This is a genomic window from Alicyclobacillus acidiphilus NBRC 100859, from assembly GCF_001544355.1.
Lineage (GTDB): Bacteria > Bacillota > Bacilli > Alicyclobacillales > Alicyclobacillaceae > Alicyclobacillus > Alicyclobacillus acidiphilus.
In genome coordinates this window covers 39,297-63,560 of record NZ_BCQI01000017.1, presented here as the reverse complement: position 1 = coordinate 63,560, position 24,264 = coordinate 39,297, and the positions used below count along the sequence as shown (strand labels likewise).

The window sequence follows — 24,264 nt, the reverse complement described above, 5'->3', positions numbered from 1 at the left end:
TTATTCCAGTCTGATAGGCAGATTGCCCACGTGTTACTCACCCGTCCGCCGCTCACCCCGAAGGGTTCGCTCGACTTGCATGTATTAGGCACGCCGCCAGCGTTCGTCCTGAGCCAGGATCAAACTCTCAATCAATGTGTTCTCTCGAACATCGTCTCGCTTTCGCAAGACTGGTATCTCTGGCGTGGTGTGTGTTTAGTTTTCAAGGAACCATCTTTGACCGCAATGCGCTTCTCTCGAAGCAGCTCAATCAATATACCACAGACGATAACGCGTTGTCACCTGGTACTTTTTTCATCGGATGTTCACGCGAGATGATCGGGTGAAAGGAGATGATGAAGCCCGAGATGACGGGGTATATTGGGCGGCCGCCGGAACAGCGGCAACGAGTACTATATCACCGCTCAAATTCGATGTCAACAGGGAAACGCAAAGGAAACGCAAAGGAGACGAAAAGAAATGCAACGAGCAACGCAAAGAGGATGACAACCATCACCGAAGTCGACCAGGCAGCGAAAGCGGGAACGCTGTGCAAGCGCTATGCAAGCGCTGTAGACTCCCGTGCAACTGCCACGGAACCTCCATGGCAATCGGAAGAGATAGCGAGAAGGGCTGCGTGAACGACTGCCATATATCGCAGCTATCGCGGCAGGAACATCAGACTGCTCGACATGTCGTGAGCTTCACCCGTCCACATTCCCGCAAGTTCCCTTCGAACAGACATTGCGCCGCAATCGATGCCGTCCAGACTGTGTGCTTGACGGACGAGCCAATCCCATGAGGTTGGTCCCGCCCACGTCCCCTACCACCGTGAATCGTAGGAAAACGCTCCGACTCGCTACGATTCGCTTGACCGACCGATCACGACGTATGGAATGAAGGCGACGAGATAGCGCACGTCGTGTCCGGGCAGATGGACGATATCCTCAAACGAGCCCGTGAAGATACCCAACGCGACGGATGAAGCTACTTGAACACGTCGCGAATAGACGCCATACGATACATTGGCTGCAACAGGCGCTCCTCCCCGGGATACAGCCATAAAAACTGTGCGCCTGTTGCAGTTCACAAAAGACACACTCGTGATACCGCCGATACGGTCCGCTCAGGGCTCTCCGTATTGCACATCGATCCCGGTGAAATCACCGCGCTCAAATGCGGACAACCATGTACGCTGCTGCGGCGTGAGATTGTCCAGTTTCAGCATTTCCGGTCGCAGGCGCCAGGTTCGATACAGCGCGTGCTTGTCCCGCCATTCCGCGATCCGCTGGTGATTGCCGGATAACAGGGTATCCGGAACCGCTGCGCCCCTGTATACGGGGGGCCGAGTGAACTGCGGATATTCGAGGAGGCCGTCCGTGTGCGACTCGGCTGAAAGTGAATCGGCGTTACCGAGCACGCCTGGCAGGAGTCGAACCACAGCGTCGATCACGGCCATGGCTGCAATTTCCCCGCCAGTCATCACAAAGTCGCCAAGCGAAAGTTCTTCCGTGGCCAGATGCTGACGCACGCGATCGTCAAAACCTTCATAATGTCCGCACAAAAAAACCAGGCGTTCGCAGTTGGAGTACTCCCGTGCGCGTTCCTGGTTGAATGGGCGGCCTGTCGGTGACAATAACACGACGCGATCGGACGGCGGCAAGAGCGGGCCGCCCTGCCGGACAATGTCGTCCACCGCCTCGAAGAGCGGCTCCGGTTTCAGCAACATGCCTGCTCCACCGCCGTACGGTGTATCGTCCACGGTCCGATGTCGATCCTTGGTATAGTTCCTGAAATCGATGAGATGAATCTGGGCGGCGCCGGAATCGAGCGCACGCTTCAGAATGCTCTCCTGAAGAACGCCCGAAAACATATTTGGAAACAGCGTCAGGACGTGAATGGACAGGGGCACTTACGATTCCTCCCCGTCGTCGATGAGACCAGGCAAGAGGTGAACGGTCATGCGGGACTCCGCGAGATCGACGGAGAGAATGCAATCCGGAATCGCCGGCAAGAGGATGTCCTGCTTGCGTCCCGGAAGGCGAACCACATACACGTCATTCGCGCCTGGCATGAGGACATCAACCAAGTCCCCGAGATATTCGCCGTCTTCCGTGTACACATGCAGACCCACGAGTTGGTGAATGTAATACGTACCCTCCGGAAGAGGCTCCAGTTGCTCTTCGGAAATGCATAATTCCATGCCACGCCAGCGTTCCACGTCATGGACCGTCGTCAAATCCTTGAAGCCGACGATCCACATGTTCTGGTGCGCCCGACCGCTGCGCACCTCGACTTCCGCGATGGGATTGCCGCCCTCTGGACGGACAAACAGCTTGGAACCTGCCGCAAATCGCTTTTCGGCAAAATCGGTACGCGGGAATACGCGCATTTCCCCGCGAAGGCCGTGAGGCTTGGTCAATACGCCAACGGTGTAGTACGAAGTCACGCTTGGATCGACTGCCCGTTCTGCCGGATGTCGACCACGATGCCGTCGCGCACCACGATTTCCGATCCCAACAGGATCTTCGACCAATCGTCGCCGACGTTCACCGTAACCGTCGTCTCGACAGTCATGTTCTGAATTTCGGTTCCAAGCTCCATTTGTTGAAATTGTTGCATTTGTTGAAACAGTTCTTCGCGGCGCGCTTCGCGCACTTGTTTCTCATTTTCAATTTGCTGGCGGACTTGCTGAGCCAATTCACCGCTTTGCATCATGGCCTGTTCAATGGCCTCTTTACCCTGAATTTCCAACTGCTCCAACTCATTGATCACTTGCTCAATCTGACGGCGCTGTTCCTGGATAATCTGTTGTTTCGTCGCCTCGGTTAAAATAAATTTGACAGCGACTGGTTGCCGGATTTCCACAATGATCGTCCTTTCTTTCCTATGACTGAATGTCGACAAAGACGCGTTTTTTTTGGCGGTACGCGGCGGCGCTCACGACGTTGCGGATAGCTTTCGCAACGCGGCCTTGGCGGCCAATCACGCGACCGACGTCATCAGCGTGCACCTTTACTTGGAACGTGACCGTATCGCCTTCCTCAGTCGAAGAGATGTCAACTTGCTCTGGATGTTCCACCAGCGAAGTCACGAGAAATTCTAACAACTCTTTCATCTGCGCGATCACTCCGAAGGGCGGCCGAAGGCCGCCCACTGATTACTTTTGCAATTTCTGCTCGTGGAACTTCTGCATGATGCCCTGGAGATGGAACAGATAGCGCACTTTGTCCGACGGCTGCGCACCCGTGCCCAACCAATACAGCGCGCGTTCCTCATTCACGTCGATCTTCGCAGGATTGGTCAACGGATTGTACGTGCCAATCTCCTCGACGAAACGACCGTCTCTCGGAGCGCTCGACTCGGCGACAACCAAACGATAAAACGGATTCTTCTTTGCACCCATGCGCTTCAAACGAATCTTTACTGCCATGTTGTATAACCTCCACTGTAGCTTATTTTCGCTTCTTCTTGCTTCGATGATGCCTTGACTTTCCGCCAACACCTTCGGAACCGCCCGAGAAGGCTCCTTCCCCGCCCGGGATCTGGGGTAAATCCTTCAAGCCTGGAAGGCCCCCCAATCCGCCCATCGCCTTCAGGGCGCCCATCGCACCCTTCCGGTTCAGGCGTTTACCCATGCCAGTCATCTTCTTCATCATTTCCCGCGTTTGCTCGAATTGGTTGAGCAACTGGTTGACGTCCCGAACGGTCGTTCCGCTTCCGTTTGCGATCCGCCTGCGGCGACTGGCGTTCATGATACTCGGATCTTCCCGCTCAGCCTTCGTCATGGACGAGATGATGGCATCCATCCGGATGAAGCGTTTGTCGTTGAGATCGACATTCTCGATGCCTTTGATCTTGTTCATCCCAGGGATCATCTTCATGACCTGATCCAGCGGTCCAAGGTTGCGAACCTGTCGGAACATCTCCTGAAAATCGTTCAACGTGAACGACGATGAACGCATCCGAGCTTCCATTTCCTTGGCCTTATCGAGATCGATCCGCTCTTGCGCCCGCTCGATCAAGCTCAAGACGTCCCCCATCCCGAGAATTCGGGAAGCCAAACGATCCGGATGAAAGGGCTCGAGCGGTTCAATCTTCTCTCCGAGACCCACATACTTGATGGGACATCCCGTCACGGCACGCACTGTGAGCGCTGCGCCGCCTCGCGCATCGCCGTCCAGCTTGGTCAGGATAACCCCTGTCACGCCGAGCCTTTGGTGGAACGTCTCGGCGACATGAACGGCGTCCTGTCCGGTCATGGCATCGACGACCAGCAGGATTTCATGTGGCTGAATGACACGTTTCATCTCATCCAGTTCATCCATCAGCGACTCGTCGATATGCAAGCGTCCCGCGGTGTCCACCAGCACGACGTCCGCGCCTTGCCGCTCGGCTTCAAGCATGCCTTGGCGAACGATATCAACCGGATTCGCGTCCGTCCCCATATCGAAGACTGGAATATCGACTTGCTTGCCTAACACGTGCAACTGATCGATAGCCGCTGGACGATAGACGTCCGCCGCCACCAACAATGGACGGTGCTGGTGCTGTCGAAACGCCAGCCCGAGCTTTGCGATAGCCGTCGTCTTGCCGGCACCCTGCAACCCGACCAGCATCACAACCGTGGGTGGCTTCGCAGCCATTTGAATGCGGGCCTGCTCGCCGCCCATCAGTTCCGTCAGTTCTTCGTAGACAATCTTGACGACCTGCTGCCCTGGGGTCAGACTCTTTTGCACATCCTGCCCGACGGCACGTTCGCGAACGCGGTCGACAAAGTCGCGAACCACTTTCACGTTGACGTCCGCCGCGAGCAGCGCGAGCCGAACTTCCCGCATGGCCGCCTGAACGTCCGCTTCCGACAACCTGCCTTTGCCGCGCAATCGGCTCAGGGCCGACTGCAGACTATTGGACAACGATTCAAGCATTCGCCTCACCTCCCGTCAAACTCGACAACGTCTCTGTCATCCGATCCAGCCTCTCCTGCAGTTGCCTGCGCTCCGTCTCAGGGATGTAGGCCTGCAATCGCGCAAGCGACTCTGTCAACATCGCCCACGCTTCGCGCTGCCGAGAGGCTATCTCCCGGAGGTGAAGGGCCGCCTCATAGGCTTCCAACTGCTCTCCCGCGCGCCGCAGTTGATCATGCACGGCTTGCCGGCTGATGTCCAACGCCTGCCCGATCTCGCCCAGAGAGAGATCATCAAAATGGTACATTTCAATGATTTGCCTCTGACGCTCCGTCAGCAAGGCCTCATAAAACGCGTAGAGGTCGCCCACTCGAGTGACCTCACTCATATTATCCGGGATAGAAGCCACTGTCAAGCACTTCCCCTTTACACCCATCTTGGCTGGAGGCTGAGGCAATCTGCAACATCCATCAAGGCCGACAAATCGCCTCGGCGAACGCGGTCGCGTCGAACGGCTGGAGATCGTCGACACTTTCACCCAGGCCAACCCATTTCACAGGGATTTGCTGTTCATGCACAATGGGAAAGACGATGCCACCCTTCGCGGTACCATCCAATTTCGTGATGACGATTCCCGTCACGTCGACGACTTCCTTAAAAACCTTGGCCTGGTTCATACCGTTCTGACCAGTCGTTCCATCGAGAACGAGCAGCACCTCGTGCGGCGCGCCAGGCATTTCCCTGGCCGCAACCTTGTGAATTTTCGCCAGTTCCGCCATCAGGTGCGTCTTGTTCTGCAGGCGGCCCGCTGTATCGCAGAGAATGATGTCGACATTGCGGGACCTCCCTGCTTGAATGGCGTCAAACACGACAGCGGCGGGATCGGCCCCTTGGCTGTGGCGCACGACATCGACCCCGACACGGTCTCCCCAGGCCACCAACTGCTCGATGGCCGCCGCGCGAAACGTATCGCCTGCCGCAAGCAGCACTTTCTTGCCTTGACTCTTGTAGTACTGCGCCAGCTTGCCGATACTCGTCGTCTTGCCGGCTCCATTGACGCCCACGACGAGAACGAGGGTAGGACCGTCCGGTTGGAGGTTCATTTCCCCGCCCTCGATGTTCAACATCTCGACCATGGCTTCAATCATGACGTCAGGCAATTGATCCGCCTGTTCAATCCTCCGTTTGCGGGCGCGAGTCCGAATGCTCTCCACCAGCTCCATGGCGGTCTCCACGCCCATATCGGACGAAATGAACGCCTCTTCCATCTCTTCGAAAATCGATTCGTCCAACTTCCTGCCGCCAAACAGATTCGTCAATCTGGAGGCCAGCGCCGATCTCGACTTCTGGAGTCCTTGCTTAAATTTATCGAACAATCCCACAGACTCGCACCTCCTTACGCGGTTTCATAATCCGCATCGTCCGTCAGACGCACGCTCACCATGGACGACACGCCCTTCTCCGGCATCGTCACGCCGTACAGCGCGTCAGCCTCTTCCATCGTCCCGCGTCGATGCGTGATCACAATAAATTGAGTCTGCGCCGCGAACAATTTGAGCTGTTGCGCGAACCGCGCGACATTCGCCTCGTCCAACGCCGCTTCCACTTCGTCCAACACGCAGAACGGCACCGGCCGCACGCGGAGGATGGCAAACAACAAGGCCATCGCCGTCAACGCACGTTCGCCGCCAGACAGCAGATTCAAGTTCTGCAGCCGTTTGCCTGGCGGCTTGGCGACGACCTCGATGCCTGTCGTCAGCGGATCGTCCGGATTCGTCAGCGACAGGTCAGCTTCGCCGCCGTTGAACAACACCTGAAAAGCCTTGGCAAACTCCGCCTGAATCTGACGGAACGTATCCATAAACCGCTGCGACATCTCGGTGTCGATCTCGTCGATGAGCTTCTCCAGTTGCTCCTGCGCGCCGACGAGATCGTCCCGCTGCTGAACCAGGAAACCAACTCTCTCAGACAATCGTTCGTGTTCTTCAATCGCCCCAAGGTTGACATCCCCCAACGCGGCGATCTGACGGCGCAGCGACTGCACTTCCTTCTCCAGCGTTTCCAATGGAGCGTTCAGCGGATACCTCGTCTTCGCCCATTCGTACGTCATACCGTGGGCTTCGCCCATCTTTTCCAAGGCGTGCGCCAGATCTGCGTCCGCTCGTTCCGCCGTGACCGCGCTTCGATGGAGCAATTCCTCTTCGGTCGACAACTGCTGACGGTGGCGAAACACAATCTCTTCCTTTCTCCGCACTTCCGCCTCTCGTTCCAACCGATCCCGCCGGACGGATTCCATTTGCGATTCGCCCTCCGCGACGGCGTCCAACAGCGATTGAACAGTCTCCTGGGTTGCCCGTTGCTTCTCAATCAATCGTTCGCGGGTCACGCGCGACTCGCTCACTTCGGACTCAAGCTGGCGAAGGGATTCCATCAGCCTCGCCTGGCGATTCAGCAACTCCTGTTTCCGACTGACAAGGGTGTCACGCTCTTGGCGCAGCGTCGCCACTTCGATACGAAGGCTGGTCACTTGCTCCTGGCGCGTCACGAGTTCGCTTTCAACCGTGGCAAGCTGAGCCCGCTTCTCGCGCAACTCCGCGGCGATTTGCTCCAGCTTCTGTTCCGTCGCCTCCAGCTCCGCCTTCGCCGTCTCACTGCGGGTCGCGATGGCGTCGCGGCCCGTCTGCAATTGGTGGGATTCCCATTTGAGCGCGTCGATCCGCTCTTCCGCAGACGACTTCTGATGCATCGTGTCACGCACCCTGCCCTGCAACGACTGGCGCTCTTGTGCCAAAGCCTCCAATTGCACCTGCTCGTCCCGACGCACATCCTGCAACTCATTGACGCGCTGGCGCAGAGCCACCTGCTGCTCCGTTAGTTCGCGCTCCTTGCGCTCCAAGCTCTCGACGCGCGCTTCAACGTCCTGGCGCTCGCGGGATCGGCCCAACAAGCCTGGACCCTTCCGATTGTGGTGACCGCCGCTCATGATACCGCCCGGCGACACGACGTCGCCCTGAATCGTCACAATGCGATTTCGGTAGCCGAGCTTGCGCGCAAGCATGTTGGCATCTTCCAGTGTCTCCGCAATGATGACATTGCCAAGCAAGTGTTCGACTGCGACTCGATACGCCGCCGACGCGTCCACCAAATCGCTCGCGATCCCGACGTATCCTTTCTCGCCGCGAACCGAATCCAACTCGCCGTCGCGCATCCGCCTCGATTTAATCACATCGAGTGGCATAAACGTCGCGCGGCCAGCTTGCCGCTGCTTGAGCAGTTGGATGGCCGCGCGGGCGTCCACTTCCGTACCGACCACCACGTTCTGCAAGGCTCCGCCAAGCGCGGTTTCAATTGCGAGTTCAAAGCGCTTGTCCACTCGAATCAATTCGGCGAGCGACCCGTGGATACCCTTCAGCACCCCCCGTGAGGCCTGCTGCAAGACGGTTTTGACGCCGAGGGCGTACCCGTCGTATCCTTCTTCCAAGTCTTTGAGCAATTCGAGTCTGGCGCGAAGGGCTTGCAAATCGCCCTGGACGCGGTGCAGTTCCGACACGCAGTTGGACTCCTCGGCCGCAGCCTGATCTCTCGCGGAATCGTACTCTTGAATGCGAATGGTGCACGCTTCCATGCGCTTCTCCACATCCGCAATCTGCAATTCCAATTCGGCGCAAAGCGAGACAGCCTGCTCCACCTGCGCCTGCCACTTGGCGACGTCCTCTTCGTACCGCTGGCGCTTACCCGCCTCGGATGCCGCCTGCTCAGCCAGCATTTTCAATTCGTTGCGCAACGTTGCAGCACGGTGGTTGGCGTCGATAAAATCGGCGTTCAGGTTGTCGATCTCGGCCGAGATCGACTCCTTCCGCCCTTCCCTCGCGCCTTCCGCCGCAATCTCCAACTCTCCAGACTTGAGGCCAAGCCGCGCTTCGACGTCCGACATCGCGACTTGCAATTTCTCGATCTCTGCCTCAACGTCCGTCAATTCGGCGGCTTGCTGTTGTCTGGCTTGTTCGCGAACCGTCTCCGTCGTCTGCAGGTGACTCATCTGCTGCTCAATCAACGCCAAGTCGCCCTGCGCCTTCTGCCTGCGTTCAATCAACTGAACGTACTGGGTCTGCAACGCGTCGACGCGGGCTGCAGCTTCGTCCAGTTGATCCCGTTCCTTCCGCCAAGCCTCCTCGACTTCAGCCAAGGCCTGCGCCGCGGCGTCGCGGGCCGACTGACGCACGAGCACCGCCTCGCTCGCTTGCTTGAACCGTTCGTTCAATCGGTCGATCTCGACGACCAACAGCGTGATTTCGCCCTCTTCGAGGGCGTCGGCCAAATGTTGATAGCGCTCGGCGCGTTCGCGCTCCTGCGCGAGCGGACCCAATTGTTGTTCCAACTCGGCGAGAATGTCCTCGACGCGAACCAAGTTTGCTTGAGTCTCGTCCAGTTTGCGTTCCGCTTCTTTTCGGCGGTGTTTGAACTTCACAATGCCCGCCGCATCCTCGAACGGTCCGCGGCGGTCTTCGGGCCGCGTCGACAACATCTCCTCGATCTTGCCTTGGCCAATGATGGAATACGCGTCGCGGCCAAGGCCGGTATCCATAAACAACTCGTGAATGTCTTTCAACCGGCACGGTTGACGATTGATGAGGTACTCGCTGTCACCGTTTCGAAACACCCGGCGCGTCACGGTCACTTCGTCAAACAGGACGGGAAGGTGGTGATCGGAATTGTCCAGGACCAGGGAAACCTCGCACAGATTCGTCGGTTTGCGGAGATCGCTGCCCGCAAAGATAACATCTTCCATCTTGCTGCCGCGCAGATTTCGCACACTCTGCTCCCCGAGCACCCAGCGAATGGCGTCGGCAATATTGCTCTTGCCGCTGCCATTCGGGCCGACGACACCGGTGAGACCAGGCGACAGAACGATTTGGCACTTGTCTGCAAATGACTTGAATCCAACGATTTCAATCTGCTTGAGATACACTCGTCATCTGCTCCCCCGAATTCTCTTCAACCAATGCCGCCAAAGCGGCCGCAGCCGCCTGCTGCTCTGCTTCCTTCTTCGACTTGCCAAGGCCTACGCCCTTCACCTGATCTCCAATTTGCACGTGCACCACGAATTCGCGCGCGTGAGCCGGTCCACGCTCTTCCACGATGAGGTACCGAAGCGGCACACCCAATCGTTGTTGAACCCACTCTTGCAACGCCGTCTTGTAGTCGACGCCGACCTTTGCGTCGCCAAGATAGGGTATGACATGGGTATGGACAAATTTGCGCGCAGCTTCAATGCCCTGATCCATATACACCGCGCCCAGAAACGCTTCAAAGACATCGGCCAGCAAGGCCGGGCGAGACCTGCCTCCGCTTCGTTCCTCGCCGCGGCCAAGGCGAATAAACTGCTCGAAGGTCAGTCGACGCGCAAACATGACGAGCGACGCCTCACACACGATGGCGGCTCGCATCCGGGTCAATTCCCCTTCGGGAAGGCGCGGGTAGGTCTGAAAAAGAAAGTCGCTGATAATCAGTTCCAGGACTGCGTCGCCCAGAAACTCAAGTCGTTCGTTGTCTTCAATTTGCGCCTTGCGATGTTCATTCCGATACGACGCGTGCGTGAAAGCCTGTTTCAACAAATTCAGGTCGACAAACCGAATGTCGACAAGGCGCTGCAATTCGTCCCATTTGGTCAACACTGTGTCTCTCCCTTTCGGGAATTTTGAGGCGCAGTCGCTCCCACGTCCGCTCGAAGAGCGGCGGCCCCTCAAAACCCTGATTGCACAAAAGCCCCCGGATTGACCAGGGGCATGTGTTTCCAGCCGGTTATTCGGCCGTGTACTTGCGGAAAATCAATGAAGCGTTGTGACCGCCAAAGCCGAACGAGTTGGACATCACGACCTGGACATCCTGTTTGCGCGCCACATTTGGAACATAGTCGAGATCGCACTCTGGATCCGGTGTGTGATAGTTTGTCGTCGGCGGAAGGATTCCTTCCAAGAGCGTCATCACGCAGGCCACAGCTTCCACGCCGCCGGCGGCGCCGAGCAGGTGCCCCGTCATCGATTTGATGGAGCTCATCGCCAGCCTGTAGGCGTGATCGCCAAACAACCGTTTCACCGCGAGCGTTTCGATCCGATCATTGAATTCTGTCGAGGTGCCATGCGCGTTGATATAGTCGATGTCGGTCGTCTGCAGTCCCGCGTCGTCGAGCGCCGCCTGCATCGCCCGAATCGCGCCATCTCCGCCTGGAGCCGGAGCCGTCACGTGGTACGCGTCGCCAGACATGCCGTAGCCGACGATCTCTGCGAGAATCTTCGCCCCGCGCGCCTGCGCGTGTTCAAGCGACTCCAAAATCAATATGCCCGCGCCTTCGCCCATAACGAATCCATCGCGATCCTTCTCAAACGGCCGGCTCGCGCCGGTTGGATCGTCATTGCGCGTAGACAGAGCCTTCATATTGCTAAAGCCAGCCAAGGCGATGTCGACAACGGCAGCTTCCGCTCCGCCCGCAATCATCGCATCGGCAGCGCCACGTTCGATAATCTTGAATGCGTCGCCAATCGCGTTCGATCCCGTCGCGCACGCGGACACCGTAGAACTGTTCGGGCCCCCAACGCCAAACTCGATGGATACTTGTCCAGTTGCCATATCGCCTATCATCATCGGCACCAGGAACGGACTGACGCGCTTCGGACCACGTTCTAATAAAATACGATAATTGCTGAGCGTCGTTCCAATGCCGCCAATGCCAGAACCGATATACACACCGATTCGATTTCGATTTTCATCCGTGATGACAAGCCCGGAATGCTTCACCGCTTCATGCGCAGCGTAAAGCGCATATTGCGTAAACATGTCCATATGTCGAAGCTCTTTCTTATCAACATATCGCTCCGGATCAAAATCCGTCACCAATCCGGCGATCTTGCAAGGATATTCGGACGTATCGAAGCGATCGATCTCTCGAATGCCCGACTTACCTGCCACTAGACTCTGCCAGAAAGTCGGAACATCGTTTCCGACCGGCGTGACCGCGCCTAATCCCGTTACAACTACACGTCGCACCATGAGTTCACCTCCCTTAAATAGCAGAAAGCCCCGGCTCGCGCACGGGACTGTGCCATACTTGAAGCCTAAGCATTAACCTTGGTGCTCAGAGATGTATGTAACTACATCGCCCACCGTACTGATTTTCTCCGCGTCCTCGTCAGAGATTTCGAGGTCGAATTCATCTTCCAGTTCCATAATCAGCTCGACGATATCCAACGAATCCGCACCAAGATCATCTTTAAATGTGGCATCCAACGTGATCTTATCTTCATCGACGCTGAGTCTGTCGACAATAATTTTCTTCACTCGATCAAACACTTCATTTGCCATCCTCTCACCTCCTTCAGCAGTATACTACATGACCATGCCGCCGTCGACATTGAGAACTTGGCCGGTGATATACCGAGCCTTGCTCGATGTCAGGAAGGCGACAGCAGCGGCTACATCTTCCGGCGTGCCGGCTCTGCCCAAGGGTATCCCCGCTCGCATCGCGTTCGCCGCTTCTTCTCCAAGCATTTGCGTCATCTCTGTCTCAATATACCCAGGAGCAACGGCATTTACCGTAATATTTCGCGACGCGAGTTCCTTGGCGACCGATTTGGTCAATCCAATCAACCCCGCTTTGGCCGCGGAGTAGTTTACCTGTCCGGCGTTGCCAATCTGGCCGACCACGGACGTAATATTGATAATGCTACCTTGACGCCGCTTCATCATCGGACGAGTCACTTCGCGAATGAGCAGAAACGCGCCCCGCAAATTCGTGTTGTGCACCGCATCCCAATCCTCGTCCTTCATGCGCATCAACAAGCCGTCCCGGGTGATTCCGGCGTTGTTGACGAGCACGTCGATCTGTCCGAACGCATCCAACGCGGCAGCGACCAACCGCTCGACGTCAGCCGCAACGCTCACGTCCGCCTGGACGACCAGCGCTTGTCCACCGTTGGCGCGAATGGCGGCCGCCGTCTCCTCCGCCGCTTCGCTGCGCCCCTGGTAATTGACGACGACGTTTCCGCCGTCTTTGCCCAATTCGATGGCGATGGCTCGGCCAATTCCCCGCGAAGCGCCTGTCACAATCGATACCCTGCCTGTGCTCAACGCCCTGCCTCCTCAGCGGAAAGCCGCTCACAAACTGCTGCGAGCGTTCCAGGATCTTCGATATGCAACGTTTCAAGTCCTCTATCGATTTTGCGAATCAATCCCGACAAAACGGTTCCAGGTCCCAGTTCAACGACGAGATCCACACCCATGTCGCGAATGGTCAATACGTCGTCCGTCCAACGAACGGGGCTGTAGAGCTGCTTCTTCAGCGCATCGCGAATATCCTGCGCCGCGGTGTAAGCACGCCCGTCCACATTTGCGACGACCGGCAGCTGCGCGTCGCGGATGGAGGTACTGTCGATCAACGCCGCAAAATCGTCCGCCGCCGCACGCATCAAGCTGCAGTGGAACGGTCCGCTGACCGCGAGCGGGATCGCCCGCTTCGCTCCGGCTTCCTTCGCCAGTTCTCCAGCTCTCGCAACGGCCTGGGCCGTGCCGGAGATCACGATTTGACCAGGGCAGTTCAGGTTGGCGATCTCCACAACTTCCCCCGTCTCTTGCGCGGCAGTTTGACACACTTGCAGCAACGGCCGTTCGTCCAGGCCAAGAATGGCTGCCATCGCGCCAGTTCCTGCAGGCAAGGCCTCGTCCATCAGTTGGCCGCGGCGGTATACGAGCGCCACGGCGTCGCGAAACGAGATGGCTTGCGCAGCGACAAGCGCGGAATATTCACCGAGACTGTGCCCAGCAGCAACCGCGGGCCTGACGTCGACGCGCTCTTGCAGCGCGCGCAGGACGGCGACGCTCATCGCAAGCAGAGCGGGCTGCGTATAGTAGGTCAGGCGCAGCGTGTCTTCTGGCCCTTCGAGCACCATCTTCGTCAATTGGAAACCGAGCGTCTCATCCGCCTCTTCAAAGACCATCCGAGCCGCCGACGACATCGACAGCAATTCGCTTCCCATCCCGACGTACTGCGCGCCTTGTCCAGGAAAGACAAACGCCGTTTTCATATGTATTCATCTCCCTAACGAGCTAGACATTCGTCCAAATTCATTCTTCGCGCTCTTCCATGGCAAATGTCAGCTTGGACAACAGCTCGCTGACGATAAACTTCCTGCCTTGCGAAAGCGCCATAAACCAAGCCCTCGCATTGGAGCTGCCATGCGCCTTGATGCACCCTCCATTGACGCCGAGAAACGGTGCACCGCCATGCTCCGCCCAATCGTAGCGTTTGCGAAGTTCACGCAGCTTGCCGCCGACGAGCATGGCGCCAAGACGCGACTGGAACGAGCTGGTCAAGATATCCCGAATTCCGGAAAACAGTCCAAGCCCAATCCCTTCAGCGAGCTTCAACACCACATTGCCGACAAAGCCGTCGCAGACAACCACGTCCGCTTCGCCAGTCATCATTTCCCGGGCTTCGACATTGCCGACAAAATTCAAATTCGACTGTGAAAGCAGGGAAAATGTATGTTTGACAACCGAGTTGCCTTTCGATTCCTCGGTGCCTACGTTGAGCAGGCCGATCCGCGGATTGTCGATATCGAGCACGTGTTTGACATACGCGTCCGCCATGTACGCGTAGGTCAACAGATTTTCGGCCGAAGCGTCCATCGTCGCACCCGCGTCCAAGAGCAGTACGCCCCTGCCGTCAAACGTCGGCAGAATCGGTGCGAGCGCAGGCCTTTCAACCCCCGGCAGCCGCCCAATGACGAGCATGCCGGCGGCCATGATCGCTCCGGTATTGCCTGCGCTGACCATGACATCCGCTTCGCCATTCGCAACCATCGACGCACAAAGGACCAGCGAAGATTCCGGCTTGCGGCGGACAGCTCGGACGGGCTCATCCTCTCCTGAAATCACGACATCCGTATGCCTCACCGTCACGTTGCTCGGATAGGCTTCCTTCGCGCATTGGGCGATTTGTTTCTCGTCTCCGACGAGGATGAAGTGCGTATCTGAAAACGTTCGCGCCGCTTGGAGCACAGCTTCCACTGGTGCATTCGGTGCGTAGTCCCCGCCCATCGCATCCACGACCATAGTGATCACTGGGCTTCCCCCTCATCGATAAACTCCGTTCCGAGATTGGCTGGATCCTTCTGTACCCAAACAACGCCTTCCACCGCGACTTCCGCGTTTACATGGCTAACCGCCCGGCAACGAACGACGTCCCCGTGCTCCCCGATGACATCCACCCGCGCGCGAACCACTTCACCTAGGCGCACAGGCCGATAGAACCTCAATTCGGTTTTGGCTGTCAGTGCGATATCGGCATCCATGAGTGCGGTGGCCAAGGAGTTAATTTGCGCGAACAGAACGTGTCCTCGAACGATGTTCGTCCGACGAAACACATGCGCTTCCTGGATGGTCAATTCCGATTCGGCGTAACGATTCAGCTCCAGCTTGACGAGCCGGCCGATTAACTCTTGCTCGTCCAACGATCGCAAATCGTCCCGTCGGTCCGAAGCGACTCTGCGTATGCGTTCACGCACCTCGGGAATGTGCAAAGCACTCCGATCCAGTCGGATCGTCGCAATGCTTACGCCAAATTTTTCCGCGAGCTGCTCATCCGTCGCAAATGGATTTTGTTCAAGAAGTGAGACAAGCGCGTACCTGCGCTCGGATTTTTTCAGAACGAATACCCTCTTTCAAATCCACCAATCGATCTCCGGTGCAAGGCTGCTTCACTTAATACCACATAATAATAATATATGGATTTGCCTCCTCAGTCTATGACAGTCGACGACATCTCCAAACGTTCGCCCAGAGGGCGCGGATTTCCAACTCAATTTTCTTTCGCGGAGATTTGGCACCCATGACAAAGAGGCTGCCCCTGTGCAATGTGAACTGTGCACGGGACAGCCTCGCTCGCGATATGGATTACTTGACCGTGAGAACCGTTCGTCCTTTATAGGTGCCGCAATTTTTGCAAGCGTGGTGCGGGAGCTTATATTCTCCGCATTGCGGACAGGTGACCAAAGTCGGCTTTTCCAGCTTGAAATGCGTTCTACGCAGACGTTTTCTCGTTTTGGAACTACGATGTTGTTGAACTGCCACACGAGACACCCCCTTTACAGACTACCGCCGAATATCTTACTCCGAAGGAGTATCAGAAAGCAAGCCCCTCAATGCTTCCAAACGGGGATCGACGGTCTCCGTCTCGCATGCGCAGGTGGATTCATTGTGATTGACACCGCACGACGGGCACAGCCCGAGACAGTCTTCTCGACACAGCGGACGCTCGTCTATCGCCAGAAAAATACTTTCCTCCAGCTCCGGCGTGAGATCGATCTCGTCGCCCTCGACCCAGCGAATGTCGTCGTCGGCGCGATTCGCGTCGGTCGTGTAGAGCTGATGAAAATCGGTGGAGAGCGGTCTGGAGAACGCCGTCAGGCATCGACTGCATGTGTAGTGCACGACGGTGTCGATGGTGCCGTCAACGACAATCAACGGCTCCTGATACGTCGCTTTGATTTCGACGTGCACGTCCTCCAGCGATTCGACGTCGACGACAGCGGCGGCGATCCGGTTGAGACGTACGTCGTCTTCCCGGATCAGCTCACCTTCGCGGATGAATGGTTTTACGTCTATCTTCAACTGATGGCACCCTCTCTGCTGTCTTCCGTTGCCAGCCGGAGCGGCTTTTCGTTCGCGTCGACCACTTGTCGCTTCGCTTTGTGAATCGCCTCTTCGATGGCTGGGAGTTGAGCGACTGTAGCTTGATAGCCAAGCTCGATGGCCTCGGCGGCTCTGCCAAATTGCGACGTGCCGATATGCGACACTTCCGGAATGACCGAAACGGTCTGCGAGGTCGAACGCAAGGCGTAGACCTCGTCCTGCATCAGTCCGAGACTCTGCATGATCACGTCGACCATGGAATTCGGAATCGTCCCAGGCGGCGTACAGGACACGTCGACGCCAATCACGACATCGGCGCCGAGATCCCAAGCGGATTGCACAGGCACGCGTTCGATCACGCCGCCGTCGACATAGACTGCGCCATCGCGCACCACTGGCACGAAGACCCCGGGAATCGAAATGCTGGCGCGGACCGCGTCCGCGATGATCCCTTCGCGGAACACCACCAGTTTGCGCTGGACGAGGTCCGTCGCGACAATCGACAACGGGATTTTGGTGTCTTCGAACCGCCCATGTCTCGTCATCAGAGCGACGACCTCGCGCACCCGATCCCCCTGGATCAAGCCCATCTTCGGGACGGTCAAATCCAGCCAGTGCCGCCGCTTCAAACCGACCGCCAGGCCGCGCATCATGCCGGGACTCGCCCCCATCGCGTAGACGGCGCCAACCAGCGCGCCCATGCTCGATCCCGAGATGGCGTCAATCGGAATGCCGTGATCGACCAAGGCAGTTATGACCCCGATGTGCGCAAACCCTTTGGCACCACCGGACCCGAGCGCTAAACCGACTCGCACACTCGACATATCGTGCGCCCCCTTGAATCGTTATCCGTTCAATTTGGCTGCCAACGCGCGCAAAACACAAGGAGGCACGAAGTGCGAGACATCCCCGCCATGCGCCGCGACGTCCTTGACCAACGTCGAGCTCACAAAGGCGTTGGCGGCGGAGGTCGGCACGAAGATCGTGCGAATCGTTGGGAGCAGCGACGCGTTCATATGCGCCATCGCCATCTCGCCGAGCAAATCCTGGCTGTTGCGGATGCCTCGGATCACGGCGTCGCACGACTCCCTCTGGTAATAGTCTACGAGTAAACCTTCAAAGGAATCCACGCGAACGTTGTTCAGGTCGCGAACAGCTTCCTGAATCAGCGCCACGCGAGTCTCCGTCGGAAACCAGGGAACTTTGCCAGGGTTGTGAAACACGCCGACGATCACTTCGTCAAACAAGGACGAGGCGTGCTTCAAGATATCGATGTGGCCGTACGTAATCGGATCAAACGTACCTGGATACAAAACTCGCCGCATGACGCAACTCCTCACTCTGAAGGCTGCCGCCACGGCCTGTAGATCGACACGGAGATATCTCCGTAGACCTTTACCTTGGTCTGCGACAGACCGTTGATGGTTTCTGGCAATTGGACCGATCTCGGCGATTCACAGACGACTCCGCCGTGCACCAGTTCAATGGGCAGCACCTCGAGAATGGACTCCCAAAGATTCATCCGATACGGCGGATCGAGAAAAATCCATGACATAGGCTGCCCAGACTGGGTCCACTGCTCGACAGCCCGCCGCCAATCCATTTGCCACACTTGCGCTTCGTCCTTGCAGCCAAGGCGCCGCAGATTTTCGCGAAGCGTGCGTAACACTTTGCCGTCTTTGTCCACGAAGATCGCGTTCGTCGCGCCGCGGCTCAACGCTTCAATCCCAAGGGAGCCGGAGCCGGCGAACAAATCGAGCACATGTCCGTCCAATTGGTGAGGCAGCAGGTTAAACATCGACTCTTTGACTCTGTCCGTCGTAGGTCGAGTCGCGCCGCCGCTCGGCACTTGCAAGGTCAATTTCTTCCACTTTCCCGCGATGACTCGCACGTTGTTCTCCGCCTTCTTGGACAATCGAGATGCAGACTTCGACAATATCGTATAGGTTCACACTAACACACGTGTTTTTATCAGACAAAGTCATGTCACACATCGGCCATGACTCTTGTATAATCTGCGACGCAAAGGGAGAGAATAGGAATACCAACGGCGATAGCTGTTGTAGGCGACCGCGTGTGAAGAGACAATCCCCATCCACTCTTCCTCCGGTTTCTCCTCTCCCAGAATTTGTGCAGATCCTTTGGGGTGGCACAAGAGGATCCCACGCGTACCCGGGCGTGGGATTCTTCTCTGTTCAGGCGGCACACAAAGTTCTCCCAGACTCCTGTAGACATAGTATAATGGCATCAAAATACGGGGGAGTGGATGCACATGTTCATCCGAAACTGCCTGACGCCAATCCAACACCTGACGCTTTTGCATCCGACGGATACCGTTGGCGCCGCGCTTCAGAAAATGGGCAGCTTGTTGAGTTTGCCTTGCGTCGACGAAGAAAATCGGTTTCTGGGATTGGTGAGCAAACGAAGTATGTTTGAACTGCTCGAGAGAGACACGTTTCCGGACGGTGATATTGAAGAATTTTTGAACAAGCCTGTCGTCGAATGTGTCCTCCGAGACGTTCCCAAGCTGACACTCTCCGACTGGTTTGAAGATACCATCGAAATTATCACCCGCATTCCATTCGTCCCCATCGTCGAAGGCGACAAACTCCTTGGCATCGTGAAACGCAGCGATGTACAACGATCGCTTGCCGTCGTATTCGCGCAGAATATGCCTTGCGTTCGCCTGATCCTCGGCGTGCCAGAAGTCGAGGGCGTCTTGGAACGACTGTTCAACATCACGCATCGACTCGGGATCGACGTAGTGACTTGCGTGCCATTTGACGCTGGCGGCAATCTGAATCGGCGATTGATTCTCAAGGTGCATCCGTCGCCAAAGGTTCCCGCACTGATTGACCAGCTCGAGCGGTCCGGATTTTTGGTCGTGGAACACTCCGCAGATCGCCAGGCGATATCCTAAGCACCACGACCACCACCGAAGAATCGTACGACGAGAGGAGTCATGAAATTGAGTACGGCGGATGACAAGCTCGGTTTGCTCGGCTTGCGATCAGCGATGATGACGGGGGAACTCAGCGCAACGACCGTGGTCGATGCCTGCCTGAGCCACATCCAGACAGAAAACCCCGGTCTTGGCGCGTATCTGCATGTTTGTGAAGAACGAGCCAGACGAGCCGCCGCGACTGTCGACGCCGTCAGACAGCAACAGCCTCAGCTGCTTGGGGAACTCGCGGGTGCCCCTTTGTCCATCAAGGACTTGCTGGACACTTCATACGCTCCGACCACGTATGGAAACGGGCATTTTCGAAACAACGTGCCGACGACGACGGCGACCGTGATCGAACGGCTTGAGCGAGAGCACGCCATCGTCCTCGGAAAAACCAACCTTCACGAATTCGCGTTCGGTGTGACCAACGAGAATCCACACTTCGGCCCAGCCCGCAACCCGCGGGATCCAGAGCGAATCACGGGAGGCTCCAGCGGTGGCAGCGCCGCATCCGTGGCCGCAGGCCTCGCCGTCGCAAGCATTGGCACAGACACCGGTGGCAGCGTGCGCATTCCCGCGTCGTTGACCGGCGTTGTCGGATACAAACCGTCCTTCGGACTCGTTCCGACAACAGGGGTCTATCCGTTGGCACCATCTCTCGATCACGTCGGACCACTCACCACCTCCGTCTTCGACGCGGCACTCCTCACCGATATCATGGCGGCTATCGGCGGCCATCGACTCAGTCGTTCTGTGGCTCGGGCGAAGAGTGCTCCTGGTTCGTCGATACGCGCAGGCATACCGAACTCGCTTATCCAGACATACGCGCGAGCCGATGTGGCTCTTTGGTTCATTGACTTGATTGGGAAGATGAGCCACGACGGCGTGATTCGCAACAGTGCCAACGTGGAACTCGATGGTGAAGTCATTGCGCGTCATCAGGGGAACATCATCAGCGCGGAAGCCTATGCGGTGCACGCGGACCAACTGGATTCGAACCCGGATGTGTACGGCAAAGATATCCGAGAACGCCTATCCGCAGGCAGACTCATTTCGGCGAAGGACTATATTGGGAGCAAAGCATTCCAGACATCATTTGCGTCTCAGCTCGAGACGTGGTTTGAACGAGTCGACTGCATCTTGATGCCCACGACCCCCATCACCGCGCCGCGGATTGGCACCGCAGAGATTGTGTTTCCATCGGGCCCGGTTCCAGTGCGCCAGCTCTTGACCCGGTTCACAAATCCATGGAATCTGTCCGGTCTGCCGGCTATCACTCTTCCCGCCGGGACAATCGAAGGCATGCCAATCGGCCTGCAAATCATAGGGCCACGCGACGGAGACGAACATCTCCTGCGCGTGGCCGCATGGATTGAATCGTATTTGCCTTATCGAGTGGGGGATTGAACCGGCGACGGCACCAGCGCGTGCATCTGACACACTCTCTCGTAATGTCCCAGAAGCTGCTCACTGGGCCCGTCCCAGTCGAGCGTCTGGGCGATTTCCAAACCGCGGGCGCGAACCTGTTCCCGCCGCTCTGAATTGGAAATCATGTCCTTGACGAGTTGTATCATCGACTCCGTCGAAGTCGGATCAAAGATGAACCCTGCCCGACCGTCCTCCAGCACTTCGCGCGTTGGCGCACTGTCCGCCGCCAAAACTGGAAGCCCTGCGGCCATGGCCTCAAACAGCACCAAACCCAGCGTTTCCGTCGTCGACGGAAACAGGAACGCGTCTGCGGAAGCGTATGCTTCGGCCAGCGTGGTTCCATGCATGTAGCCGGTAAAATGGGCGTTCGTTCCAGCAAAAATGCGCTCCAAGTCGGGGCGGTATGGCCCGTCCCCTACGATGGCGAGATGTAAATTGGGAATGGCGTCGAGACACGGCCGAATTCGATCGATATTTTTCTCGGAAGCCAACCGTCCGACGTAGAGTAGAACGGGATCGGATGGGCCGGCGCCTGGCGCCAACCGTTTGCGCATTTCCTCAGAGCGCTTCGCACTTTGAAACAACTCGACATCAACGCCGCGTTCCCACAAATCGAGATTGAGGAACCCGTGTTCCTCCAATTCCCGCAACGTCGCTTTGGACGTCGCGAGGTTGAGGTGCGCCCGGTTGTGCAGCGTTCGAAAGTACCACCACAAGGCCGGTTCAAGGAAATCCAGCTTATAGTGCCGAGCGTATCCCGGAACGTTCGTGTGATAGGATGCGATGAACGGAAGCCGAAACTTCCAGGCGTAATAGACGCCGCCGATACCAAGAAACGCCGGATTCACGGCGTGAATCAAATCCGGCCGAAACTGTTTGATGCGGCGTCCGATGCGCGGCATCGGCAAGGCGTAACGCTTCTCGGGATAGAGAATGAACGGGTAGGCTGGAATGCCCACGATGGTCGCGGAGGCATATGTTGACGGCGACCCAGATGGAGCAAACAACAACACTTCATGACCCTTTCGCTCCAAGTATTTGAGCGTGGCGCAAAGTCGTGTCACAATTCCATCGGTCGACGGCAAAAACGTCTCCGTAAACATCGCGATTCGCATGGCTATCCCTTACCTCCAAGTCGCATTCGGACGAATGACTTCAAAATCAACTCGATCACGATAGCGTTGCGCTGTTTCGATCAATCCTTGAATCAACTCATCCGACAACAGGTGCGGCTGAAGTCCCAGGTCCAACAGCTTCGTGTGCACCGCGTGATAGTAGTGTTCTTCCTTCTCCACACGCGGATTTTCGAGGTGAGCCACTTTCGCTTCGATGCCCATGTCGGCAGCCACACGTTGTACGCGTTGTGCAAGTTCCAACACGGAGAACTGCTCCGTAAATTGGTTGAACACGCGGAATTCACCGCGATCGGCAGGATTCAGAGCCGCCAGTTCGATACATTGCAGCGTATCCCTGATGTCGAGGAACGCGCGTGTCTGACCACCCTTGCCATACACCGTCAACTCGTGCCCAACGGCTGCTTGAATGCAGAAACGGTTGAGCGCCGTGCCAAATACCCCGTCATAGTCGATCCGGTTGTAAAGGCGCTCATCCAGCTTTGTTTCATCCGTCCACAAGCCATACACGACACCTTGATTGAGGTCGGTCGCGCGAATGCCCCAAGAGCGGCAGGTGAACATGATATTGTGGCTGTCGTGCACCTTCGACAAATGGTAGAACGAGAACGGCTGCTTCGGATAGGGAAGCACGTCTTCGCGCCCCTTGTGCTGGATGCGAATGTAGCCCTCTTCAATATCGATGTTCGGCGTTCCATACTCGCCCATTGTACCCAACTTGATCAGGTGGCAATCAGGCGCGTGCTCCTTCATCGCGAAAAGAACGTTCAAGTTTCCGACGACGTTGTTCACCTGAGTGAAGACCGCGTGCTGGCGATCGATCATCGAATAAGGAGCGGATCGTTGTTCCGCATAGTGAACAAACGCCTCTGGCTCGAAATCTTTAAAAATATGTTCTACAAAATCATAGTCCTGCAAGTCGCCAAAATAGAACTTAATATCTTTTCCCGAAATCTCTTTCCATGCGCGCAAACGTTCTTCCATAGTCGCAATTGGCGTCAGAGACTGTGTTCCGAGCTCCTTGTCCCATTCACGACGAATGCAGTTGTCTACGATGGCAACCTCGTGTCCACGTTGTGAGAAATACAGTGCAGTAGGCCATCCGCAGAAACCGTCACCGCCGGCAATTATGATCTTCACGTCGACAATTCACCCCAACAATTCATATAAACGCTAGTTACTCCCTTAACAATGTACAAGTTTTCCGGGTACCCGGCAACCCCAGCAAGGGATTGTCAGTCATTGTAACCTCGCTGCAAGCTTGCTCAAACCTTGCTCAGAGCCTACTCGACAGTCGGCTGACGGGCCTGTACATGCGCGATGGCCTGTCCCATTTGGACCCGATCGCCGGCCTTGACCAGCCATTTCACCTCGACCTGGTTGGGAAACAACACGATCACGGTCGAACCCAAGGTGAAATAACCGACTTCATCGCCTCGTTCAAACGTTTGACGGCACTCCTTCGAATACCATGTCCTGCGACGGGCGGTGTTCACATTTGGATCGAACGACAGCTGCACGGTGCCAACGCCAGCCGCGCCCACCATCACCATGATGAACGGACCATACATCGACTCAAACCAGCCGACGGTCCGTTCGTTTCTCGCAAACAACCGCTCGATATGGTTGGCCGAGAAGGCGTTCACGGGAAACAGCGTGCCAGGAACGTGTACATACTTCCGCAGCGTGGCCGCCATCGGCGCATGGATTCGATGATAGTCGCGCGGACTCAGATACACCGTGATGTACGAGCCCCCCAGAAACAGATTCAGGTCGTCACCAGTTTGCGACACCAACTCAGACAGGCGGTACGCCTTGCCTTTGACTTGAATCATCGTTCCATCGGACGGCAGCGATCCGATCACCTGGACGCGGCCATCCACTGGCGACACAACGCCTTCGGCGATAGGACGCGCTCCCGCTTTGAGAGTTCTCCGGAAGAAGGCGCCAAACGTTTGGAAATTGGACGGGGAACTGTCGACTTCCGTCAGATCAATTTGATAGTGAGCGACAAACTGCTTGATCAAGAATCGACTGAACGGGGTTTCGACGAACCGTCCAAGCCACTTCGTATACATATATGTTGGAAACATTTTCAGCAGAACAACCGCAAGCGCATTTTTCATCGTATGTCCTCAATTGGCGAGACCTTGAGGTTGCGCGGCCACGCACATGCCGCCGCCTC

Annotated in this window: 27 protein-coding genes and 1 rRNA gene; 2 read left to right on the top strand and 26 right to left on the bottom strand. The window is 56.8% G+C overall.

Features of this window, described 5'->3' with window-relative positions; translation table 11 throughout:
• From AAC01S_RS08935 to rsmD, 23 genes are all read right to left on the bottom strand, one after another.
• Positions 1–135 (bottom strand): 16S ribosomal RNA (locus AAC01S_RS08935); the annotation flags it as partial.
• Positions 136–838: 703 nt separating this feature from the next.
• Positions 839–1,042: a hypothetical protein gene (locus tag AAC01S_RS08930; RefSeq protein ID WP_067621344.1), complete on the bottom strand. Its 204-nt coding sequence runs from the start codon at positions 1,040–1,042 to the stop codon at positions 839–841.
• A gap of 63 nt (positions 1,043–1,105) precedes the next feature.
• Entirely contained in the window at positions 1,106–1,885 is a 780-nt protein-coding gene (trmD, locus tag AAC01S_RS08925; RefSeq protein ID WP_067621352.1) for a tRNA (guanosine(37)-N1)-methyltransferase TrmD, read from the bottom strand.
• 6 nt (positions 1,886–1,891) lie between these two features.
• Entirely contained in the window at positions 1,892–2,428 is a 537-nt protein-coding gene (gene rimM, locus AAC01S_RS08920) for a ribosome maturation factor RimM (protein WP_067621343.1), read from the bottom strand.
• Positions 2,425–2,847: a YlqD family protein gene (locus AAC01S_RS08915; RefSeq protein ID WP_067621342.1), complete on the bottom strand. Its 423-nt coding sequence runs from the start codon at positions 2,845–2,847 to the stop codon at positions 2,425–2,427. The genes rimM and AAC01S_RS08915 overlap by 4 nt, the downstream gene beginning before the upstream one ends.
• A 19-nt stretch (positions 2,848–2,866) precedes the next feature.
• Positions 2,867–3,097, bottom strand: a complete 231-nt coding sequence (locus AAC01S_RS08910) for a KH domain-containing protein (RefSeq protein WP_067621341.1) — start codon at positions 3,095–3,097, stop codon at positions 2,867–2,869.
• Positions 3,098–3,139: 42 nt separating this feature from the next.
• Complete coding sequence (rpsP, locus tag AAC01S_RS08905; RefSeq protein ID WP_067621340.1) at positions 3,140–3,412, bottom strand: 30S ribosomal protein S16; 273 nt, start codon at positions 3,410–3,412, stop codon at positions 3,140–3,142.
• A 22-nt stretch (positions 3,413–3,434) separates the two neighbouring features.
• Positions 3,435–4,907 (bottom strand): signal recognition particle protein, encoded by a 1,473-nt coding sequence (gene ffh, locus AAC01S_RS08900; protein WP_067621339.1) that lies wholly within the window; start codon positions 4,905–4,907, stop codon positions 3,435–3,437.
• Positions 4,900–5,256: a YlxM family DNA-binding protein gene (gene ylxM, locus AAC01S_RS08895; RefSeq protein ID WP_245630138.1), complete on the bottom strand. Its 357-nt coding sequence runs from the start codon at positions 5,254–5,256 to the stop codon at positions 4,900–4,902. Before ylxM ends, ffh begins: the two co-directional genes overlap by 8 nt.
• 100 nt (positions 5,257–5,356) lie before the next feature.
• Positions 5,357–6,268: a signal recognition particle-docking protein FtsY gene (ftsY, locus tag AAC01S_RS08890; RefSeq protein ID WP_067621338.1), complete on the bottom strand. Its 912-nt coding sequence runs from the start codon at positions 6,266–6,268 to the stop codon at positions 5,357–5,359.
• Between the two features lie 14 nt (positions 6,269–6,282).
• Positions 6,283–9,855, bottom strand: a complete 3,573-nt coding sequence (gene smc, locus AAC01S_RS08885) for a chromosome segregation protein SMC (protein ID WP_067621337.1) — start codon at positions 9,853–9,855, stop codon at positions 6,283–6,285.
• Positions 9,836–10,561: a ribonuclease III gene (rnc, locus tag AAC01S_RS08880; RefSeq protein WP_067621336.1), complete on the bottom strand. Its 726-nt coding sequence runs from the start codon at positions 10,559–10,561 to the stop codon at positions 9,836–9,838. The genes smc and rnc overlap by 20 nt, the downstream gene beginning before the upstream one ends.
• Positions 10,562–10,688: 127 nt before the next feature.
• Positions 10,689–11,933, bottom strand: coding sequence for a beta-ketoacyl-ACP synthase II (gene fabF / locus AAC01S_RS08875; RefSeq protein WP_067621335.1), 1,245 nt, complete (start codon positions 11,931–11,933; stop codon positions 10,689–10,691).
• Between the two features lie 72 nt (positions 11,934–12,005).
• Positions 12,006–12,245, bottom strand: coding sequence for an acyl carrier protein (gene acpP / locus AAC01S_RS08870; protein WP_067621334.1), 240 nt, complete (start codon positions 12,243–12,245; stop codon positions 12,006–12,008).
• A 24-nt stretch (positions 12,246–12,269) separates the two neighbouring features.
• On the bottom strand, positions 12,270–13,010 hold the full coding sequence (gene fabG / locus AAC01S_RS08865) for a 3-oxoacyl-[acyl-carrier-protein] reductase (RefSeq protein ID WP_067621333.1): 741 nt from the start codon (positions 13,008–13,010) through the stop codon (positions 12,270–12,272).
• The gene (gene fabD / locus AAC01S_RS08860) at positions 13,007–13,963 is read right to left on the bottom strand and encodes an ACP S-malonyltransferase (RefSeq protein WP_067621332.1); all 957 of its coding nucleotides are present in this window, start codon (positions 13,961–13,963) and stop codon (positions 13,007–13,009) included. The genes fabG and fabD overlap by 4 nt, the downstream gene beginning before the upstream one ends.
• 40 nt (positions 13,964–14,003) lie before the next feature.
• Positions 14,004–15,002, bottom strand: coding sequence for a phosphate acyltransferase PlsX (gene plsX / locus AAC01S_RS08855; RefSeq protein ID WP_067621331.1), 999 nt, complete (start codon positions 15,000–15,002; stop codon positions 14,004–14,006).
• Positions 14,999–15,586, bottom strand: coding sequence for a transcription factor FapR (fapR, locus tag AAC01S_RS08850; protein WP_067621330.1), 588 nt, complete (start codon positions 15,584–15,586; stop codon positions 14,999–15,001). The genes plsX and fapR overlap by 4 nt, the downstream gene beginning before the upstream one ends.
• A gap of 247 nt (positions 15,587–15,833) precedes the next feature.
• Positions 15,834–16,010 carry a 50S ribosomal protein L32 gene (gene rpmF / locus AAC01S_RS18755; protein ID WP_083511638.1) on the bottom strand — a complete coding sequence of 59 codons (177 nt, stop codon included), beginning with the start codon at positions 16,008–16,010 and terminating at the stop codon, positions 15,834–15,836.
• A 36-nt stretch (positions 16,011–16,046) separates the two neighbouring features.
• Positions 16,047–16,550 (bottom strand): YceD family protein, encoded by a 504-nt coding sequence (locus AAC01S_RS08845; protein WP_067621329.1) that lies wholly within the window; start codon positions 16,548–16,550, stop codon positions 16,047–16,049.
• Positions 16,547–17,395 (bottom strand): patatin-like phospholipase family protein, encoded by an 849-nt coding sequence (locus AAC01S_RS08840; protein ID WP_083511637.1) that lies wholly within the window; start codon positions 17,393–17,395, stop codon positions 16,547–16,549. The genes AAC01S_RS08845 and AAC01S_RS08840 overlap by 4 nt, the downstream gene beginning before the upstream one ends.
• 21 nt (positions 17,396–17,416) lie before the next feature.
• The gene (coaD, locus tag AAC01S_RS08835; RefSeq protein WP_067621328.1) at positions 17,417–17,896 is read right to left on the bottom strand and encodes a pantetheine-phosphate adenylyltransferase; all 480 of its coding nucleotides are present in this window, start codon (positions 17,894–17,896) and stop codon (positions 17,417–17,419) included.
• A gap of 11 nt (positions 17,897–17,907) precedes the next feature.
• Positions 17,908–18,486, bottom strand: coding sequence for a 16S rRNA (guanine(966)-N(2))-methyltransferase RsmD (gene rsmD / locus AAC01S_RS08830; protein WP_083511636.1), 579 nt, complete (start codon positions 18,484–18,486; stop codon positions 17,908–17,910).
• A gap of 357 nt (positions 18,487–18,843) precedes the next feature.
• On the opposite strand from rsmD, the gene AAC01S_RS08825 reads away from it, so the two are divergent.
• Positions 18,844–19,491 carry a CBS domain-containing protein gene (locus AAC01S_RS08825; RefSeq protein ID WP_067621327.1) on the top strand — a complete coding sequence of 216 codons (648 nt, stop codon included), beginning with the start codon at positions 18,844–18,846 and terminating at the stop codon, positions 19,489–19,491.
• A 42-nt stretch (positions 19,492–19,533) separates the two neighbouring features.
• Complete coding sequence (locus tag AAC01S_RS08820; RefSeq protein WP_067621326.1) at positions 19,534–20,925, top strand: amidase; 1,392 nt, start codon at positions 19,534–19,536, stop codon at positions 20,923–20,925.
• Here the strand turns inward: AAC01S_RS08820 and AAC01S_RS08815 are convergent.
• From AAC01S_RS08815 to asd, 3 genes are all read right to left on the bottom strand, one after another.
• The gene (locus tag AAC01S_RS08815; RefSeq protein WP_067621325.1) at positions 20,907–22,061 is read right to left on the bottom strand and encodes a glycosyltransferase family 4 protein; all 1,155 of its coding nucleotides are present in this window, start codon (positions 22,059–22,061) and stop codon (positions 20,907–20,909) included. The two genes, AAC01S_RS08820 and AAC01S_RS08815, sit on opposite strands and share 19 nt — an antisense overlap.
• Positions 22,062–22,070: 9 nt before the next feature.
• Positions 22,071–23,219: an NAD-dependent epimerase/dehydratase family protein gene (locus AAC01S_RS08810; RefSeq protein WP_067621324.1), complete on the bottom strand. Its 1,149-nt coding sequence runs from the start codon at positions 23,217–23,219 to the stop codon at positions 22,071–22,073.
• 143 nt (positions 23,220–23,362) lie between these two features.
• Complete coding sequence (gene asd, locus AAC01S_RS08805) at positions 23,363–24,205, bottom strand: archaetidylserine decarboxylase (protein ID WP_067621323.1); 843 nt, start codon at positions 24,203–24,205, stop codon at positions 23,363–23,365.
• Between the last annotated feature and the right edge of the window lie 59 nt (positions 24,206–24,264).

What these genes read in the sequence shown, in the direction of transcription:
- coaD (WP_067621328.1), bottom strand. Translation starts at nt 17,896, where the DNA reads ATGCGGCGAGTTTTGTATCCAGGTACGTTTGATCCGATTACGTACGGC.
- rpsP (WP_067621340.1), bottom strand. Translation starts at nt 3,412, where the DNA reads ATGGCAGTAAAGATTCGTTTGAAGCGCATGGGTGCAAAGAAGAATCCG.
- AAC01S_RS08815 (WP_067621325.1), bottom strand. Translation starts at nt 22,061, where the DNA reads ATGCGAATCGCGATGTTTACGGAGACGTTTTTGCCGTCGACCGATGGA.
- acpP (WP_067621334.1), bottom strand. Translation starts at nt 12,245, where the DNA reads ATGGCAAATGAAGTGTTTGATCGAGTGAAGAAAATTATTGTCGACAGA.
- AAC01S_RS08930 (WP_067621344.1), bottom strand. Translation starts at nt 1,042, where the DNA reads ATGGCTGTATCCCGGGGAGGAGCGCCTGTTGCAGCCAATGTATCGTAT.
- AAC01S_RS08840 (WP_083511637.1), bottom strand. Translation starts at nt 17,395, where the DNA reads ATGTCGAGTGTGCGAGTCGGTTTAGCGCTCGGGTCCGGTGGTGCCAAA.
- asd (WP_067621323.1), bottom strand. Translation starts at nt 24,205, where the DNA reads ATGAAAAATGCGCTTGCGGTTGTTCTGCTGAAAATGTTTCCAACATAT.
- fabD (WP_067621332.1), bottom strand. Translation starts at nt 13,963, where the DNA reads ATGAAAACGGCGTTTGTCTTTCCTGGACAAGGCGCGCAGTACGTCGGG.
- AAC01S_RS08820 (WP_067621326.1), top strand. Translation starts at nt 19,534, where the DNA reads ATGAAATTGAGTACGGCGGATGACAAGCTCGGTTTGCTCGGCTTGCGA.
- ffh (WP_067621339.1), bottom strand. Translation starts at nt 4,907, where the DNA reads ATGCTTGAATCGTTGTCCAATAGTCTGCAGTCGGCCCTGAGCCGATTG.
- fabF (WP_067621335.1), bottom strand. Translation starts at nt 11,933, where the DNA reads ATGGTGCGACGTGTAGTTGTAACGGGATTAGGCGCGGTCACGCCGGTC.
- AAC01S_RS08825 (WP_067621327.1), top strand. Translation starts at nt 18,844, where the DNA reads ATGTTCATCCGAAACTGCCTGACGCCAATCCAACACCTGACGCTTTTG.
- AAC01S_RS08910 (WP_067621341.1), bottom strand. Translation starts at nt 3,097, where the DNA reads ATGAAAGAGTTGTTAGAATTTCTCGTGACTTCGCTGGTGGAACATCCA.